The sequence below is a fragment of the Picosynechococcus sp. PCC 73109 genome (assembly GCF_001521855.1).
Taxonomy (GTDB): Bacteria; Cyanobacteriota; Cyanobacteriia; order Cyanobacteriales; family MRBY01; genus MRBY01.
In genome coordinates, this window is the sequence record NZ_CP013998.1 from 195,937 (window position 1) to 213,831 (window position 17,895).

A 17,895-nucleotide genomic window follows, 5' to 3' on the forward strand; every position below is an offset into this window, starting at 1 on the left:
GCTTAAATTTCGCCTGGGCGATCGCCGAGACAAATCCCTAAGCCCCGCGCGGTTTTCACCAAAGTTCCCTCCGGATCAACAACCCGATTGATCTCAATGGCTTCACTAATGGGCGCACTAGACACCTGGCCATTTTGCCAAGTCACCATATGGTCAAATTTGCCCTGGGCGATCAAATCCACCGCCGCGACCCCAAAGGCCGAAGCCAACAAACGGTCTAGGGGCGAGGCGATGCCCCCCCGTTGGATGTGGCCCAATACCGTTACCCGCGTTTCTGCGCCAGTCTTTTTGGCTACCTCATCGCCCATGTATTGACCGATGCCCCCCAGACGACATTCCCCAAATTGCAATTCATGTTTGAGGGTTTCCCCAGAGGTGGTACAGACCGCCTCTGAAACAACGACAAGGGTATGATCATTACCGGAATTTTGGCGATCGCAAATAAACTCACACACCGTCTGTAAGTCGTAGGCAATCTCTGGAATCAAGATCACATGGGCACCGCCAGCAATCCCCGCATTTAAGGCGATGTGGCCGGCATCTCGCCCCATGACTTCCACAATCATTACTCGGTTGTGACTTGCCGCCGTAAAATGCAGTCGATCTAAAGCTTCCGTGGCAATATTGACCGCTGTTTCAAACCCAATGGAACGCTCTGTAATGCCCACATCATTGTCAATGGTCTTGGGAATGCCCACGAGGTTCATGCCCCCCAGGTGGGCTAATTTCTGGAGAATCGCCAAGCTACCATCGCCGCCAATCCCGACCAGTGCATCCAGCCCCAAGCGGTGATAAGCTTCGCCAATTTCCTGGGAGCGATCCTTTAGGGAACCGTCTTCCATGGGAAAAGCAAAGGGATTACCTTTATTGGTTGTCCCTAACATGGTGCCCCCCATCGTTAACCAAGTATCGACTTGATCTTCGGTGAGGACGATGGTTTCTGGTGGCTCCTGGAGCAGGCCTAGGGTCGCTCGACAGATACCAATCACTTCCCAACCGTATTGATGTCGGGCACAGCGAGTTACAGCCCGAATCGCTGCATTCAAGCCGGAGCAGTCGCCGCCACTGGTGAGTACACCAATTTTTTTTACGTTTCCCATAACTGATGCTGTTTACCGTTGTCCTAAAGCATTTATGACCTGGGGCCATTGGGCCTATTGTTAATCAGGAAACGGCGATCGCCACAGCCTCTGAGATGATTCGTTTAATTTTTTGACAGTTATTTACTGATATGGCTGATAAGTCAGCGATCGCTCACATCCCCAGGGAAATTTCAGGGAAACTTTAGGATGCGAGGTAATGGGGAATAATCACATCAGGAATACTTTGCCCCGTCAGACAATGCCAATGGCAGGTAAACAGGTCTGGTTGTTGGCAGCGCAGAGAGGCGATCGCCGGTGCTGCCGGGAAAGGCCAGAGTCGATCAAAAATCAACCGCTTTTCCGGCGAGAAGGAAAACTGTAGCAGGTAAACCCCAGGCGTAGCCCCAATGGAATCGAGGAGTTGGTAGCCCAGATAATACAAGCTTTGGCGCTGTTCATCCCGGAGGTCGATGGGCTGGTGGTAGGAGTTGGGCATTACCCCTTCACCGATCACTTCGCCGTACAAAGGCCCCTTCGCCGTGTAGATAATTGGTAGCCAGTGATCACCTAAATAATTGTGGTTACAGACCCGGTGGGTTGTGTGTTTCTGTACCCACTGACGCCGCTCTTCAATTTTGCGACAGGCTTGAAATACTTTTTGGTGCGTGAAAGAAAAAGGCTCTGGTAAATCAATCGTCAAGGGACAAACGAGGACGTCGCGACCCTGGGACTGGCCCCCGTGTCGAACCATCGCCGGTGTGAGCACTTCTACTTCTGTGCCCTCGGCCTGCTGCACAATTGCCGTTTTAAATGCCTTAATCATCCGTTCCGTAACGGGGGAAGCAGAGATAAATTTGCCAGAATGCTTTAATTCAGCATTGACTAAGATGATGACCTTAGAGGGTGCTGAACGTCGGGATGGGGCTGCCACCTTTGGGGTTAAATGTGGGTAATTCAATCTCAGACAGGCTATGACGACGATTTTTCACTGCAAGGCGGTAACTCACACTTTGTAAGTCGGCGTGGAGTTGGCGATTCTCCCTTTGCAGCTTCTCTACTTTATCGCGAACTGTTGCCATTCTCTCAGCAAATTTCTGCCGATAAATCTGCGGTAGTTCCTGAACCACCTGTTCTAAGCGCCGACTGCGATCGCCTAATTCTTTAACAGATTGGCGCAATTGGGAGATTTCTTGATCTTTCTGGGTCAAACGCTCTTGATAAAAAACGACTTGCTGTTCAACCTCTTGGAACTGCTCCCGGAGGCGCTGGAGTTCTTCTTGGTGCTGGGCTTCTAGCTCCGGGGCCAGGTCATCATTGCCCTTCACGAGACGAAATAACTCCTGGGACAGTTGCTGCACCAGTTGATCCCGCAGTTGAAGTTCCTGCTGGAGTTGGGCGACATCGAGGGGTTGGGATTGACGGGGTTCGGTTGTTGCCACGGTTATTCATCACTCCATTGATCAAGGGTTTGGGGTTAAATCGTCCGATATGTACATCAATCTAGACAAAATTTGCACCGCCCAAAGGATAGAAAAGACAGTCTTTCGCCTATGACTTTTTACTGGAACTGGCCAGTATAGACCTAATAATATCTAATGCTTTGGAAAAATGCCTGTCTTCGGGGAAATTTTGTAAGAAAATCGCCATTCGTGGTTTCCCCCTTGCGGATAAGATAAAGGGGATTTTTAACAAGCCCTGTTTTTCTTCACATGAGTATTGCAAGCAATCCCCCGATTAAGTTTGGCACTGACGGTTGGCGTGGCATTATCGCCGATGATTTTACCTTCGCTAATGTTTGTAAAGTGACCCGGGCGATCGCCAGCTACCTAGAGACGGCCTATGGGAAGGATCGTCCGGTGCTGGTGGCCTATGACACCCGTTTTTTTGCAGACGAATTTGCCCAGACTGCGGCGGAAGTGCTCGCGGATCTCGGTTGGACGGTGCAGGTGGTAGAGCGGGATTGCCCGACCCCGGTGATTGCCTACAATGCGAAGTTTCTTAATTCTGCCGGCGCGTTGATGTTTACGGCTAGCCACAATCCGGCCCCCTACTGCGGGATCAAATATATTCCCGATTACGCCGGGCCAGCGACCCCAGAAATCACCGACACGATTGTGGCGAACATTGCCAGTGCTTCGGCGGAGATGCCTACGGGCAAAAATGGCGACAAGATTTCTCGCTTTGATCCGAAACCTGACTATTTAAAATTTATCTACACCCTTCTGGATGTGGACAAGATTCGCTCAGCGGGCCTGAAGGTCAAGTATGACGCGCTGTATTCCACCTCTCGCGGTTATTTAGATGAAGTGTTGGCCCACTGCGGTTGCGAAACGGAATCATTTAATACCAGTCGCGATGTGTTGTTTGGTGGTGGGATGCCAGAACCGAAAGGCTCTCAGTTGGTGGGCCTCGTGGATGCGGTAAAAGCCGATCAAGCGGATCTAGGCTTGGCGACCGATGGTGATAGCGATCGCTTTGGGGTTGTGGATGAATTGGGGAATGTTTTAACGCCCAACACAATTCTGCTCTTGCTTGCGCGGCACCTGCTGAAAAACAAAGGTCAAAAAGGGGCGATCGTCCGCACGGTGGCCACAACCCATTTGCTCGACAATTTGGCCGCAAAATATGGCTTAGAAATTTTTGAAACGGCGGTCGGCTTCAAGTACATCGGCGAAAAAATGCGCGAAACTGCTGTCCTCATTGGCGGTGAAGAATCCGGTGGTTTGAGTGTGCTCGGTCATATCCCGGAAAAGGATGGCATTTTGGCGGATATGCTCGTGGCCGAGGCGATCGCCTACGAAGGTAAGCCCCTGTCTCAGTTAGTCAAAGAAGCCCTCGAAGATGCCGCTGGGCCGCTCTTCAACAAACGCTTGGATCTGCACCTGGAAGAACCCCACAAAAAGGCTGTCTTGGACTTCTATAAGGCGACGCCCCCGGAAACCGTGGCTGGTTTAGCGGTCAAGGAAGTGGGCTTAAAAGATGGTGTGAAACTGTACCTCGAAAATGGCAGTTGGGTGCTCCTGCGTCCTTCTGGTACAGAGCCGTTGATGCGGGTTTATATGGAAACGGATTCTGCGGCCCTTGAAGCGAAAATTGCCTCAGAAATGGAAGCGGCGATCGCCAAACTTAATCCCGCCAAGTAAATTGATTTAATTCATTTTGTAAATCCTCCGCTGCGTAGTGGGGGATTTTTCGTGTACATGAGATATTTTGGAAAATACTTTTCATCAAAAACATTCTATGCTTGCCGACGAAAAAATTTTAAGATTACCGAAAGTTAGTCTCGAAACAAAGGAATTATTACCAGAATATTCAGGCATTTATTATGTTGTCGATCAGAACAATGTGGTGATGTATATCGGCAAAGCCAAAAATCTCCAGAAACGTTGGCAAGGCAACTCACACCATCGAATTGACCAGCTAAAACGCACAAAAGGGCATCAATTCTACTTGCATTATGAAAAAGTGCCTCAATACAATTTAGATCAAATTGAGAAAAATCTTATTGAACAATATCGACCAGAATTGAATGATACACCAGTTAAAAAAAGTACAATTTGGTCTGCTGAGGCATTGCTTAGAGAAACAATTAGAAAAATAAATGATTTTATCTTTATCCTAGGCGTTTCAGAACAGTACAAAACCATTTATCTAAACTTTGACTATCAGGCATTTACGAGAAAATATTCAACACAGTCTCTTGATGAAGAAATTGGATTAATCAAAGAAGTTTTTGTATCCCGTAAAAATCATATTAAAAAGTGGGAATGGCATGGAAGAGTCAAGTTCGCAAATATACATACACAAATAGAAGTAAACAACTTTAAAATTGACATTCAGAATAGAAAGAATATTTTTGAAGTTTTAAGCAAGAAAAATATTTGTTTATCTTTTCAAGAGGTAGAGTTTGCAGGCGAAAAAATTCGCACTTTGAGTCAAAAAGATTTTGATTTGCTTAGTCAAGAAGATTTGAAGGTCTATAATTTTACGACTTCAAAGCTACGCCCATATCAAAGTTCTGAATTTAAAGTGATTCTTAATGAAGAGATAAAACCTTCTTGGGTGACTAAAGAAGAACTTAAAAAAATTCAAGAGCAGTATTCACTAGGAATAAGAGGCAAAAATAGTCGTATTATAGCTGTTGAGAAAACAATCTTATCCCTAGATGAATTATTGATTTCAAGGGGAATTCAGCCGGATCAGCCTTTGCCAGATGTTTATCCATACCGTGGCAATGATACCATTCGCTTGTATATTCATCTTTTTGAATTTGATGAATTAAGAAAAAAAGCTTCCTTCAATACATATTATAGAAAAGTTGATAATCAAATAAATTATATAGATGTGATTGGTTTAATATCAGGTGTAAATCGTAAAATCTGGTTGCTTTTTGAGGAATTTATTGGTGATTTTAGCTATCTTGGATATCGTATAGAATCACCAAATTTCCCAAATAATCATGCTTGCACAGAACGTGTTTGGGTGTCGCCAAGAAAATATATACAACCTGCTAGGGTGACAATCAAGTTTGAAGGATTATCAAGTGGATTTGGAATTCCATTTGGTCAGGATATTCATCAGCAATTCACAACCTTTGAAGCCGTAAAATCAGAAATCACTCGCCGTTTGCATGATGCAGATTTACCGCCTTTTAAGCTGACTTTTACGCCAGAGAAAATCGTAACCAAAGGAAGACGCTAGATTTTTTGTGATATTAGGCGATCGCCTTGAAATTTTCCTCGATGTGCGCCTGGGGATCATGGCTGCGAATTTGACGAATAAAGAAATCCTCTAGAGAAACCCGCGCTAACTTCAGATCCAGCAATTTTGCTCCAATTAAACCCAGGGAAGCAATAAATTTCTGGGGATCTCCCTCTAAATGGCCGATCCAATGGTGATCCTTGCGGACTAAATCCGGCACCCAAGACCGTAATGCTGCCTCGGTGCCCCCTTCGATGACGACTTGGTAGCGATCCGCTGCCCCCAAAAGCCCATCTAAAGTACCTTGGCAGATAATTTCTCCCTTCGATAAAATCGCCAGGCGATCGCAAATTAGTTCCACATCCGCCAAAATATGCGAATTAAAGAAAATCGTTTTTCCCTGGGCCTTTAGGGACAAGATAATTTCTCGCACTTGGTAGCGTCCGAGGGGATCGAGGCCCGACATCGGCTCATCGAGGAAGACTAAATCGGGATCATTGATTAACGCCTGGGCCATCCCTACCCGCTGGAGCATCCCCTTGGAATATTTGCGGAGCTGCCGTTTTTTCGCCACTTCCTGGGCCAAACCTACCGTATCCAGCAGTAATTTAATGCGCTTTTGTCGCTTGCCGCGCGGAATCTGAAATAAACCCGCCGTAAAATCTAGAAATTCCCAGGCCGTCAAAAAGTCATAGAAATAAGCATTTTCCGGGAGATAGCCAATGCGCTGGCGAGTCGGGCGATCGCCAAACGGTTTCCCCAACAGCGTCGCATTTCCCGCCGTCGGTCGGATAATCCCCAACAGGATTTTTAAAAGGGTGGTTTTTCCCGCTCCGTTCGGCCCCAGTAGCCCAAAGGTTTCTCCTCCCAAGACTTCGAGGGAACAACTTTTCAGGGATTCACTGGTTTTGTTGAGCCAAAAGCCGGTACGGTAAGTTTTGCAAAGGTCCCAGGTCTTGACCACTGCCGTACCATCGGAGGAAGGAGATGCGGACTGCATAGGGCAATTTCGTGACAAATTGAAACAATTTAGGGAATTTCAGGCTAAGCGTTTGAACCAAACGACAAGATCGATAAAATATAGTCTGGTTGATTATATTAAACTTTTAACCAAATTCTTTTTCTGTTGAGAGCATTGAGAGGAAAACTCCTTTGAAAAAATTACTTGCTATTGCTTTAACCGTACTTGCTACTGTTTTTGCCTTCGGGACTCCTGCATTTGCCGCTGATGCTGCTGCTGGTGCCCAGGTATTTGCTGCTAACTGTGCCGCTTGCCATGCTGGTGGTAACAACGCAGTCATGCCCACCAAAACCCTAAAGGCTGATGCCCTAAAAACTTACCTCGCTGGCTACAAAGATGGCAGCAAGTCCCTCGAAGAAGCGGTTGCCTACCAAGTAACCAACGGACAAGGGGCAATGCCTGCTTTCGGTGGTCGTCTAAGCGATGCTGACATTGCTAACGTTGCCGCTTACATCGCTGACCAAGCAGAAAACAACAAATGGTAAACGACTGATTGCCTCAAAATCAGTTGCAATCCATTCCCCATAGACCAGTTATTTAAGCAAAATAACTGGTTTTTTTATGGCGATTAACCCTCTCGACAGATAAACTGCAGAACAAAAAACCTCCCCAGATGGAGAGGTCAAGAAATAAATTAATCAAATCAAAGATTCGTTTTTGAGATTTACCGCAACAGTGGCCTAGACAAACCACTCGTCCATTGCCTGTTCTTTGGTGTTGGTATTCCGAGAAGGAGTCGCCCGGTCAAAAGTCATGTGAATCGAACGGGTTTGTTCCCCATCGGCAGCCACGGCCACAATTGGATAATCGATATTGCCGTCCTGGAAAGACATCTGGAAGCGGAATGTGCCGTCTGGATTCAGTTTGATCGGTTGACCACCAATGGTGACAGTGGCATCGGGTTCCGTCGCACCGTAAACAATCAACTCTGCATCAGCCACGAGCCAGAATTTCCGGGGACGCGCTGGTGGCATCGACGCAAAGCCAGCACCGGACATATTCAAGCCGGACATATTGAGACCAGAAACGTTGGGGGCTGCCCATAGTCCTGCCCCAGATGGGAAGACATAGGAACTGATGGATTCTTGGGGCGGTACTGAGCCAGCCACATGTTGCATCGAACCAAACAGAGACCCAGCAATACGTTGGGCTTCGAGGGATTGGAGATCGCCAAAGATTTCGTCGTAGATGGGACTAGAGGTACTTTCGGCAGCGGCGGCAGCAGCTTCTGCTTGTTTCTTGGCTGGGGGCACCAGGTTGTAAACGGTTTTTCCTTTCAGTTCTTCATCCCACTGGACGGTCACAAAGATGTCTTCTACCCAGTCGCTGGGATAGACAGGGGGAATGCGAATTGCGGTGGAGCGGGCCAAGCTTAACCAACGGCCATCGGCGCAACGGTAACCGATTTCGACAACGTAATCGCGATCGCTAACGGGGACGGGGAAATACCATTCCCGCGCCATTTCATCACACAAATATTCTTGGACGTTGTGGGGGGTCTGGTAGTCGAGGTTGATGTCCGTGACGTCATAGAGACGCAGGGCGATCTGCTGGCCCCCTTGGTTCCGCAGGTATTGCTTGTGGTCGTTGGGGATATCCCAGTAGGCGTAGGCCCATTGGGGATCACGGGGTAAGAGGACGATGCGACTTTGGCCATAGCCGCCGGGGAGGTCACCGAGGTCTTCATCGACACTGGCGAGATCGAGCTCGATGGGATCATCTTGACCAACTTCAAATTTTGCTGCTTCCACTTGAGTTTCCTCCTCTTGGCTATTGACTGGGGTGATGGATTCAGTTCTGTCGGGGGTGACTGAGGCTTTCGGGTTGTCGTAGCTTGAGCGTTTTTTCACCTCAGCGAGGAGTTGATCTTTGCGCATCCGACTATAGCGACTGATGCCGAGTTTGCTGGCGAGCTTCCGTAGTTGCCTCAGGGTCATATCTTCTGGGTTGTCTGCGAATCCATTGCCTACTGTGGTGGTCATGGGATGGGCTCCTCCGTTGCGCGAATTTTGGACTGATACAGGGTAGGCGCTTGCATCGGTTTTTTTGGCGATCGCCTGTTGTTTCATGTTTTAGCAGAGAACCCTGGGTTTTGTGATCCCAAAAGTCATAAAATTTTGACATTTAACGAATCCAATGGCTTTCAGTTATTTTTTATGTCATAAAATTATAACTTTTGTGCTTGGAATAAGTATTTATGCTTGGCTAAAAAGACGAGTTTTATCGATTCTGCCCCGGGCCATAGGCAAGGGATTTGGAAATCCGCTAAGATGACATCGCCCATTTGTAACATCCCGACATTATGATTCGTCTCGAAACGGTTTCTCCCCACCAGCAACTTGTGATTACGCCGCCTGCATCGGGCCTCAGTTTGCAGGGAAAGGTGCGGATTCCGGGGGACAAGTCCATTTCCCACCGGGCGCTGATGTTGGGGGCGATCGCCGAAGGCGAAACGATCATCGAAGGCTTGCTATTGGGCGAAGATCCCCGCAGCACGGCGGCCTGTTTCGCAGCGATGGGGGCCAATATTTCAGAATTAAATGAAACGGAAGTCCGGGTGCAGGGGGTCGGTCTTGGTAATTTGCAAGAACCAGATAATGTTCTTGATGCGGGTAACTCCGGCACCACAATGCGCTTGATGATGGGTCTGCTGGCTTCGTCGCCGGATCGCTTTTTTGCCGTGACTGGGGATGGTTCTTTGCGATCGCGCCCCATGTCCCGGGTTGTCAATCCCCTAAAGGAAATGAGGGCACAAATTTGGGGCAAAAAAGGCAATACCCTCGCTCCCCTGGCGATTCAAGGACAACAACTCAAGGGAATTCATTACCACTCGCCCATTGCGTCAGCCCAGGTCAAATCCTGCGTATTGTTGGCGGGACTCTTGGCAGAGGGGCAAACCACCGTCACCGAGCCAGCCCTTTCGCGGGATCACAGTGAACGGATGCTCCGGGCCTTTGGCGCAAATCTCACCATTGATCCCGAAACCCACAGCGTGACCCTTGACCCCTACCCGACGTTGCGGGGCCAAAAAGTGGTGGTGCCGGGGGATATTAGTTCGGCGGCCTTTTGGATGGTGGCGGCGGCGATTGTGCCCGATTCCGATTTGACCATTGAGAATGTGGGGATTAATCCGACCCGCACTGGGATTATCGAAGCGATGCAGATGATGGGGGCGGACATGACCCTTGATAATGCGCGGGAAGTGGCCGGAGAACCGGTGGCGGATCTGCGGGTGCAATATTCTCCCCTCAAGGGTTGCACCATCGGCGGCGAGATTATTCCCCGGCTGATTGATGAAATTCCGATCCTGGCGGTGGCGGCCTGTTTCGCAGCAGGAACAACGATTATTAAAGATGCTGAGGAGTTACGGGTCAAAGAAAGCGATCGCCTCGCAGTGATGGCCGCAGAATTGGCGAAAATGGGCGCGAATATTATCGAGCATCCCGACGGCCTAGAGATCATTGGGGGCACCTCTTTAAACGGAGCAGAAATGGATAGCTATACTGACCATCGCATTGCCATGAGTTTGGCGATCGCCGCTTTAAATGCCAAGGACGAAACCCGCATCCACCGAGCCGAAGCCGCCTCCATTTCCTATCCCACCTTTGTCGAAACCCTCACCAACGTTTGTCAGTTTGAATAGTAGATTTTGCTGCCATTAAAGCGCATTTTCACCCCCGTTGCAGGAGACAAAACTAACCCCTTGCGTTTGGCGGCGACGGGCACTTGATCGAGTAGGGTTAAATCGGCTTGGGTGGCGATCGCCGCAAGACCTAAGCGCAACTCCACCATCGCTAAAGCTTCCCCGGCACAACGACGCACACCGCCCCCAAAGGGCATAAATTCGTAGGGCGTAAACTGCCGTTCGAGAAACCGTTCAGGGCGAAATTCCCTGGGGTTGGGGTAGAGATCCGGGCGTTGGTGAAGCAGATAAATTGACCCCATCAGCACCGTGCCCCCCTCAATGGAATAATCGAGCAACTGGGTGATGGTAACAGCCTGGCGAGCAAAAGTGAACATCGCCACGGGATTAATCCGTAGGGTTTCATTACAAACGGCTGCAAGGTAAGGCAAACGGTAAATGTCCATCGGGTCAGGATTTTCGCCCAAGGCTGTAATTTCGGCGCGGACTTTTGCCATCACCTCCGGGTGGGTATGGAGCCAATAGGTGCCCCAGGCCATGGCGATCGCCGTCGTTTCGTGGCCCGCAAACAAGAGCAACATCAACTCATCGCGTAACTGTTGATCGTCCATGGTGTTGCCCGCTTCGTCAGTGGCCGCCATCAGCAGAGACAAAATGTCAGTCCGCTCCGGGTCGGGATGGGCGCGGCGTTCCTGCAATTCGGCGTAGATCAACTCATCTAGGGCTTGGCGATCGCGGATAAAACTGCCCCAGGGACTCCAGGCTCCCAAATCCTTTTGCAACGACGTAAAAAAGAGAAAACTATTGGCGATGGGCGAGGTAAACCGATTCAAAATCTTGCGGGTCATCGCCATAATCGGCGCGTAGCGATCGCCCCCCTGCACCCCAAAGACCACCTCAATGATCGTGCGCAGGGTAATCTTTTGGGTAATGTCCTGCATCTGGAAGGCTTGGCCCGGCTTTAACTGAGACAACTCCTCCTCAATAATTTGGGTAATGAGCGCCCCATAGTTGTGCATCCGCGCCCCGTGGAAGGCTGGCATGATCAACTTTCTTTCTTGCCGATGGCGATCGCCGCTCAAACTCACCAAAGACTGTTGCCCCACCAGGGGTTCAATAATGCCGTTTAACTCCCCAGGGGCCGCAAAAGCCTGGTTACTATTACTGAGCAACTGCCGTATCGCCTCAGGATGATAGGCCAAAATCAGGGGCTGGTCATAGCCTGCCGCTGGCATATAGGCGAGATCCGGTGCCAAACTTGCTAAGCGGGTCAAATACCCCACAGGATTCAACAACGATTGTAATTTTTGCTGAAATTTTCCCGTAGATAAACGCGGAATGGACTTGAATTCAGTGGCGATCGCCATAGGTTTGACTCGATAGGGTGAAGGGCCTTGTTTCCCTATTGTGACACTTTTGTCCAGAGAACCATACTCGCTAAAAACGTCCCTAAGCCAGAAAAAATCAGAGTTTGACGGGAAGCCCAAGGGAATTTTTATAAATTTTTCTTATATAGAACCGAAACTATGACGATATTTTCTTGTATTGACTCTAGTCTATGGTATTGCTAAACTCAGGCATAACAGCACAAGTTCAGGAGTAAACCCTTGATCCCTGCAACTCTCCACCAACTGAAGGTGTTTGAAACCACAGCTCGCCACGGCAGTTTTACCAAGGCAGCGGAGGAATTATCAATCACCCAACCGACGGTTTCTGGACAAGTGAAACAACTGACCCAGACCATCGGCATGCCACTGTTTGAACATATTGGCAGAAAGCTATATCTCACAGAAGCAGGTGAGGAACTCCTCGCAACCTGCCAAGAAATCTTTGAACGGTTGGATAACTTTGAGATGAAGTTGGCCGCCCTGCAGGGAGCGAAACGGGGTCAACTCCGCCTTGGGGTAATCACCACAACTAAATATTTTGTGCCGCGTATCCTGGGGGAATTTTGCCAAGATTACCCAGATATTGACGTGTCTTTGCAGGTAATCAATCACCAACAGCTCCATGATCGGATGGCGAATAATCTAGATGATCTCTACATCCTGAGTAATTTGCCCGATGATCTTGATGTCCATGCGCAAGCATTTTTGGACAATCCCTTGGTGGTGGTTGCCCGCGCCGATCATCCCCTGGCTCGCCAGAAAAATCTCCCTCTGTCTGTGTTGGACGGGGCCGATTTTGTAACGCGGGAAATGGGGTCGGGGACACGACTCGCGGTCGAAAAACTCCTGGCAGAACATGATGTGTCGGTGCAGGTGCGCTTGGAACTGGGGTCAAATGAGGCGATTAAACAGGCGATCGCCGGTGGCCTAGGGATTTCTGTCTTGTCCCGCCATACTTTGATCACAGAGCCTCCCCACGGCGAATTAACGGTGTTGGATGTGGAGCATTTTCCGATCCAGCGCCATTGGTATGTTGCCTACCTCGCCGGGAAACAACTGTCGGTGATTGCCCAAGCCTTTTTGGAGTTTATGGTCCGGTCTAGCCAGAAAACTCTCGAAAATTCAGGGCGGCGATCGCTTGCTCTGCAACCCTAAAAGCTCAAAATTGTTGGGCCATTTCCCGTGCCTTTGGTAGGTCGAAGTTGGTAATTGCCCAACCAGCAAAAAAGATGGGTCATCAGCCCGCTTTTCCCTAAGCAAATTATTTCAGCGTCATCGTCATATGAATACTTTTTTCAGTCAGAGTGTCTGGCTTGTTCCCTGCTATCCTTTGCTGGGAATGGGTCTATCGGCGCTATGGATGCCGAGCATCACCCGAAAAACAGGGCCACGGCCTGCGGGCTACGTCAATATGTTGCTGACTTTTATGGCCCTAGTCCATAGTTGTCTTGCCTTTATTGAGCGGTGGGAACAGCCCGCCCTAAAACCATCGTTAACTTGGCTCCAGGCGGCGGACTTGACCCTCAGCATCGACCTCGATATTTCCAGCATTACCATCGGGGCGCTGATTCTGATCGCCGGGATTAATTTACTCGCCCAACTCTATGCCGTGGCCTACTTAGAAATGGATTGGGGCTGGGCGAGATTTTTCGCGACCATGAGCTTATTTGAAGCGGGGATGTGTGCCTTGGTGCTCTGCAATTCCCTTTTCTTTAGCTATGTGGTACTCGAAATTTTGACCCTCGGTACTTATCTGTTAATTGGCTATTGGTTTAACCAGTCCCTGGTGGTCACGGGGGCGCGGGATGCGTTTTTAACAAAACGGGTCGGCGATCTGTTCTTGCTGATGGGGGTTGTGGCTCTGTTGCCCCTTGCTGGTACTTGGAATTTTGATGGTCTGGCTGAATGGGCGGCAACGGCAGAACTCGATCCGACTTTGGCAACGCTGCTTTGCTTGGCCTTAATTGCGGGGCCTTTGGGGAAATGCGCTCAATTTCCTTTACACCTCTGGCTTGATGAGGCGATGGAAAGTCCTGTCCCGGCAACGGTGGTGCGGAATAGTCTCGTGGTTGGTACTGGAGCCTGGGTGCTGATTAAGTTGCAGCCGATTTTTGCCCTCTCGGATTTTGCTTCTACTTTTATGATTGCGATTGGGGCAACGACAGCCTTGGGGGCGGCCATGGTGGCGATCGCCCAGATTGATATCAAACGTTCTTTGTCCTATTCCGTCAGTGCCTACATGGGCATGGTCTTTATGGCGGTGGGTTCCCAACAGGATCAAACGACATTGGTCTTGCTACTCACCTATGGCGTGGCGATGGCGATTCTCGTGATGGCGATCGGTGGCGTTGTTTTAGTCAATATCAGCCAAGATTTAACCCAATATGGCGGCCTCTGGTCGCGGCGGCCGATTACGGGGATTTGCTACCTTGTCGGTGCTGCTTCCCTCGTTGCCCTACCGCCGTTTGGTGGATTCTGGAGCCTGGCCCAACTGACAACAAATTTTTGGAAAACAAGTCCGATTCTGGCCGTGATTTTGATTACGGTCAATGCCTTGACTTCCTTTAGTATCATGCGGGAATTTGGCCTAATTTTTGGCGGTAAGCCGAAGCAGATGACCGTGCGATCGCCAGAAGGATTATGGGCTTTGGTTCTGCCGATGGTGATTCTTGCGGGTTTCGCCCTCCACAGTCCTTTTATTCTGGCGAAACTGAATTTTCTACCGGATTGGCACCAGTTGAATCTGCCCCTAGCTGCAGTTTTGATTATTTCGACCATGGTCGGTGGCGGTACCGCGATGTATCTTTATCTCAATGAAAAAATCAGTAAACCGATTCATATTTTTTCAGATCCGGTGCGGGAATTTTTCGCCAAGGATTTGTACACAGCGGAGTTGTATAAAAACACAGTTATTTTTGCCGTTGCCTTGATTTCCAAAATCATTGACTGGTTAGACCGCTATTTTGTCGATGGGGTGATCAACTTTCTCGGTTTAGCAACCCTTTTCGGTGGCCAAAGTTTGAAATATAACAACTCTGGTCAAAGCCAATCCTATGCCCTCTCGATTGTGGCCGGTATTCTCCTCTTTATTGCCGCTTTATCGTATCCCTTGCTGAAGCATTGGCAATTTTAAAGGGGGATGAGTTAACGATTTTCGCTGAAATATTTATGACCTTCTCCGAAAGATTATGCTGAGTTTCTTACTGTTTTTACCGCTCGTCGGCATTGGGGCGATCGCCCTTTTCCCCAGGCCCCTGACCCGGATTGTGGCAACGGTGTTTACGGTTGTCACCCTGGCGATCAGTAGTGGCTTATTGATTAACCTCAACCTCCAAGATGCTGGTATGCAATATACCGAATTCCATAATTGGTTAAGCATCCTGGGTCTCAACTATAATCTCGGTGTGGATGGTTTATCTTTGCCGCTGATTGTCCTAAATAGTTTGCTGACATTGGTCGCGATCTATAGCATTGGTGAAAGCAACCACCGTCCGAAGCTTTATTACTCCCTCATTTTGTTGATTAATAGTGGGATTACAGGGGCCTTGATTGCCAATAATCTGTTGCTCTTTTTCCTCTTTTATGAAATTGAGTTGATTCCTTTTTATTTACTGATTGCCATTTGGGGCGGCGAAAAAAAAGGATATGCCTCGACTAAATTTTTGATTTACACTGCCATTTCTGGACTCTGTGTATTGGCGGCATTTTTAGGGATTGTGTGGCTCAGTCAATCGAGTAATTTTGACTTTGAGAATTTAACCCTAGAAAACCTAGAGTTCAACACCAAAGTGATTTTGCTCACGATTTTGTTGATTGGCTTTGGGATTAAAATTCCCCTTGTGCCTTTACACACCTGGTTGCCCGACGCCTATGTAGAAGCAAATCCAGCGGTAACAGTTCTATTGGGTGGTGTTTTCGCGAAATTGGGCACCTATGGCTTGGTGCGCTTCGGTTTGCAACTGTTCCCGGATGTATGGTCTACGGTTTCCCCCGCTCTCGCAGTCATCGGTACGGTGAGTGTGATGTATGGTTCCCTGGCGGCGATCGCCCAACGGGATCTCAAGCGGATGGTGGCCTACAGTTCCATCGGTCACATGGGTTATATCTTGGTTTCGACGGCAGCCGGAACAGAGTTAAGTTTGCTCGGCGCCGTGGCGCAAATGATTAGCCACAGTTTAATTCTGGCGCTGTTGTTCCACCTCGTCGGCATTATCGAACGCAAAGTCGGCACAAGAGATCTTGATGTGTTGAATGGTTTGATGAATCCGGTACGGGGTTTGCCGCTGACCAGTAGCCTGTTGATTTTGGCAGGAATGGCCAGTGCCGGGATTCCCGGTTTGGTCGGTTTTGTCGCGGAATTCCTGGTGTTCCAAGGTAGCTTTAGCCGCTTTCCGATTCCGACGCTGTTCTGCATCATTGCCTCTGGGTTAACGGCGGTTTACTTTGTGATTTTGCTCAACCGCACCTGTTTCGGTCGCCTCGACAGTCACACCGCTTATTACCCCAAAGTTTTTGCCAGTGAAAAAATTCCGGCGATCGCCTTGACGGTCATTATCCTTTTCCTCGGTTTGCAACCCGCCTGGCTCACCCGCTGGATTGAACCGACCACCAGCCAATTCATTGCCGCCATTCCCACGGTTCAGACCATTGCCTTGACTCCCGCTGAATTGTCGAAAGCACCCTAGTCAATCAGACGTTCTCGCTTAACCGATTCGCCCAGCATTTTCTTAAGGAACAAAGCACTATGATCACCACCAAAATTCCCCCCTCAACCCATCCCCATGCCGATGTCATTCATCGCCTCGAAGCCGGGGGCTCGATGTTGCCCGACACTCCCGAAAACCTGATGCAGATTATCGGCATCTATAAAGCCTATGCCGTGCCGATGGATTTCTACTGGCGGGATCTGCTGTACATTGCGGAACAAGTTTTTCTTGAACCCTTCCGCTTCTTTAAATACTTCATTTCCGACGAATATTTAGAGCGGCAAAATCATTACGCCGGCGATCAAGCTGATCTTCGCATTTGGCGCGGCACAGGGTCAGCTCACCCGGAACTTCTAGAGTTTATGAAAAAAGGAGAAACCTTTAAATCCTCTAAACTCTTCCATCACTTGTTCCATGACCGGATCAACATGGAATTCGCCGAAGCTTGTATGCGGGCAATGTTGTGGCATGGGCGGGACATGGGCCTGGGTAAATTTGATGCCTACCTCGATTCCGACGAATATAAAGCCAACGCCGACCGCGCGATCAAAGCCTACTTCAAGAAAAACCCGGTCATGTTGGGCTTATATAAACTTTTCCCCGATATGTTTTTGGAGCAGGTGCGCGAACTCTCCTATTACGCCAATCTCGGTCTCTTTTGGGAGGTGATGGCCCCCGTCTTCTTTGAAATGTCGGACATCTATGATGAAGGCGGCTTTAAAGGTGTCCCCGATGCGATGAATTTTTTGGTGAATGGCATTTTTGCGATCGCCGGTCGCCCCATTTACCATCACGTTTATATTGATGGCGAATGTTTTGAAATTATCCCCAAATCGAAGGGTTTTACTTGGCTCTATGAGGCTGCCTTACCCTACGTCGAAGCTGTGTTTTACCGCACCGCACCTTTCCGGGGGACAAAATCCTACAACGCCCAGGCCCACGAAGTGCCCGACGCGCAAAAGGACTTTCATTACGGCATTTTGTACGCCGATGTTTTCCCCGTCGGCACTGCCGGCATTCCGCCGACATTGTTGATGGATGATATGTATCACTTCCTCCCTCAATACCTCAAGGATTACTACAAGGAACATTGCCGGGGCGAGGATGATGAGCTGATCCAATTGGGTATTACCTTCCAACGGTCGATGTATAACGTCACCTCTGCGGTGATTCAAGCTTTACGGACAGCCTTGCTTTATCCTTTGGATGATCCCAATCCGAAACATTTACAGAAAAATCGTGAATTTTTTGAAGCCCAAATGGATCGTTTTCTCCGGCCAGAAGCCCGCTTACGGGACATTCAAAACGCAGAATATCGTTAATCTATTTTGAATTTTTTTATTTATTCAATCGG

General features: G+C 49.0%; 14 protein-coding genes. 8 read left to right on the forward strand and 6 right to left on the reverse strand.

Translation table 11 applies throughout. The features are described from left to right. Positions 1–2: 2 nt before the first annotated feature. The 3 genes from AWQ23_RS00980 to AWQ23_RS00990 form a co-directional block, all read right to left on the reverse strand. Entirely contained in the window at positions 3–1,100 is a 1,098-nt protein-coding gene (locus tag AWQ23_RS00980; protein WP_062431777.1) for an ATP-dependent 6-phosphofructokinase, read from the reverse strand. Positions 1,101–1,284: 184 nt separating this feature from the next. Continuing rightward, positions 1,285–2,013 (reverse strand): hypothetical protein, encoded by a 729-nt coding sequence (locus tag AWQ23_RS00985; protein ID WP_030007882.1) that lies wholly within the window; start codon positions 2,011–2,013, stop codon positions 1,285–1,287. After that, positions 1,979–2,521, reverse strand: a complete 543-nt coding sequence (locus AWQ23_RS00990; RefSeq protein ID WP_062431779.1) for an Npun_F5560 family protein — start codon at positions 2,519–2,521, stop codon at positions 1,979–1,981. Before AWQ23_RS00990 ends, AWQ23_RS00985 begins: the two co-directional genes overlap by 35 nt. 270 nt (positions 2,522–2,791) lie before the next feature. Here AWQ23_RS00990 and AWQ23_RS00995 point away from each other — a divergent pair, with 270 nt between their 5' ends. Next, entirely contained in the window at positions 2,792–4,225 is a 1,434-nt protein-coding gene (locus AWQ23_RS00995) for a phosphoglucomutase/phosphomannomutase family protein (RefSeq protein ID WP_062431781.1), read from the forward strand. Between the two features lie 97 nt (positions 4,226–4,322). Then, a complete protein-coding gene (locus AWQ23_RS01000; protein WP_062431783.1) occupies positions 4,323–5,783 on the forward strand; it encodes a GIY-YIG nuclease family protein in 1,461 nt (486 codons plus the stop codon). 13 nt (positions 5,784–5,796) lie between these two features. Here the strand turns inward: AWQ23_RS01000 and AWQ23_RS01005 are convergent, their stop codons facing one another. Continuing rightward, positions 5,797–6,783 carry an ABC transporter ATP-binding protein gene (locus AWQ23_RS01005; RefSeq protein WP_062431785.1) on the reverse strand — a complete coding sequence of 329 codons (987 nt, stop codon included), beginning with the start codon at positions 6,781–6,783 and terminating at the stop codon, positions 5,797–5,799. A gap of 152 nt (positions 6,784–6,935) precedes the next feature. On the opposite strand from AWQ23_RS01005, the gene AWQ23_RS01010 reads away from it, so the two are divergent. After that, positions 6,936–7,289 (forward strand): c-type cytochrome, encoded by a 354-nt coding sequence (locus tag AWQ23_RS01010; protein ID WP_012305805.1) that lies wholly within the window; start codon positions 6,936–6,938, stop codon positions 7,287–7,289. A 195-nt stretch (positions 7,290–7,484) separates the two neighbouring features. Here AWQ23_RS01010 and AWQ23_RS01015 read toward each other — a convergent pair whose 3' ends face one another. Continuing rightward, entirely contained in the window at positions 7,485–8,786 is a 1,302-nt protein-coding gene (locus AWQ23_RS01015; protein WP_062436433.1) for a DUF4912 domain-containing protein, read from the reverse strand. A gap of 320 nt (positions 8,787–9,106) precedes the next feature. Here AWQ23_RS01015 and aroA point away from each other — a divergent pair, with 320 nt between their 5' ends. Next, a complete protein-coding gene (gene aroA, locus AWQ23_RS01020) occupies positions 9,107–10,447 on the forward strand; it encodes a 3-phosphoshikimate 1-carboxyvinyltransferase (RefSeq protein ID WP_062431787.1) in 1,341 nt (446 codons plus the stop codon). Here aroA and AWQ23_RS01025 read toward each other — a convergent pair. After that, positions 10,435–11,814 (reverse strand): cytochrome P450, encoded by a 1,380-nt coding sequence (locus AWQ23_RS01025; RefSeq protein ID WP_062431789.1) that lies wholly within the window; start codon positions 11,812–11,814, stop codon positions 10,435–10,437. The two genes, aroA and AWQ23_RS01025, sit on opposite strands and share 13 nt — an antisense overlap. Before the next feature lie 240 nt (positions 11,815–12,054). Between AWQ23_RS01025 and AWQ23_RS01030 the strand changes: the two genes are divergently transcribed. From AWQ23_RS01030 to AWQ23_RS01045, 4 genes are all read left to right on the forward strand, one after another. Next, on the forward strand, positions 12,055–12,990 hold the full coding sequence (locus tag AWQ23_RS01030; protein WP_062431791.1) for a LysR family transcriptional regulator: 936 nt from the start codon (positions 12,055–12,057) through the stop codon (positions 12,988–12,990). A 127-nt stretch (positions 12,991–13,117) separates the two neighbouring features. Further along, entirely contained in the window at positions 13,118–14,968 is a 1,851-nt protein-coding gene (locus AWQ23_RS01035) for an NAD(P)H-quinone oxidoreductase subunit F (protein ID WP_012305810.1), read from the forward strand. A gap of 55 nt (positions 14,969–15,023) precedes the next feature. Then, complete coding sequence (locus tag AWQ23_RS01040; RefSeq protein WP_012305811.1) at positions 15,024–16,520, forward strand: NADH-quinone oxidoreductase subunit M; 1,497 nt, start codon at positions 15,024–15,026, stop codon at positions 16,518–16,520. Positions 16,521–16,579: 59 nt separating this feature from the next. After that, positions 16,580–17,863, forward strand: a complete 1,284-nt coding sequence (locus AWQ23_RS01045) for a CO2 hydration protein (RefSeq protein WP_012305812.1) — start codon at positions 16,580–16,582, stop codon at positions 17,861–17,863. Positions 17,864–17,895: the final 32 nt, after the last annotated feature.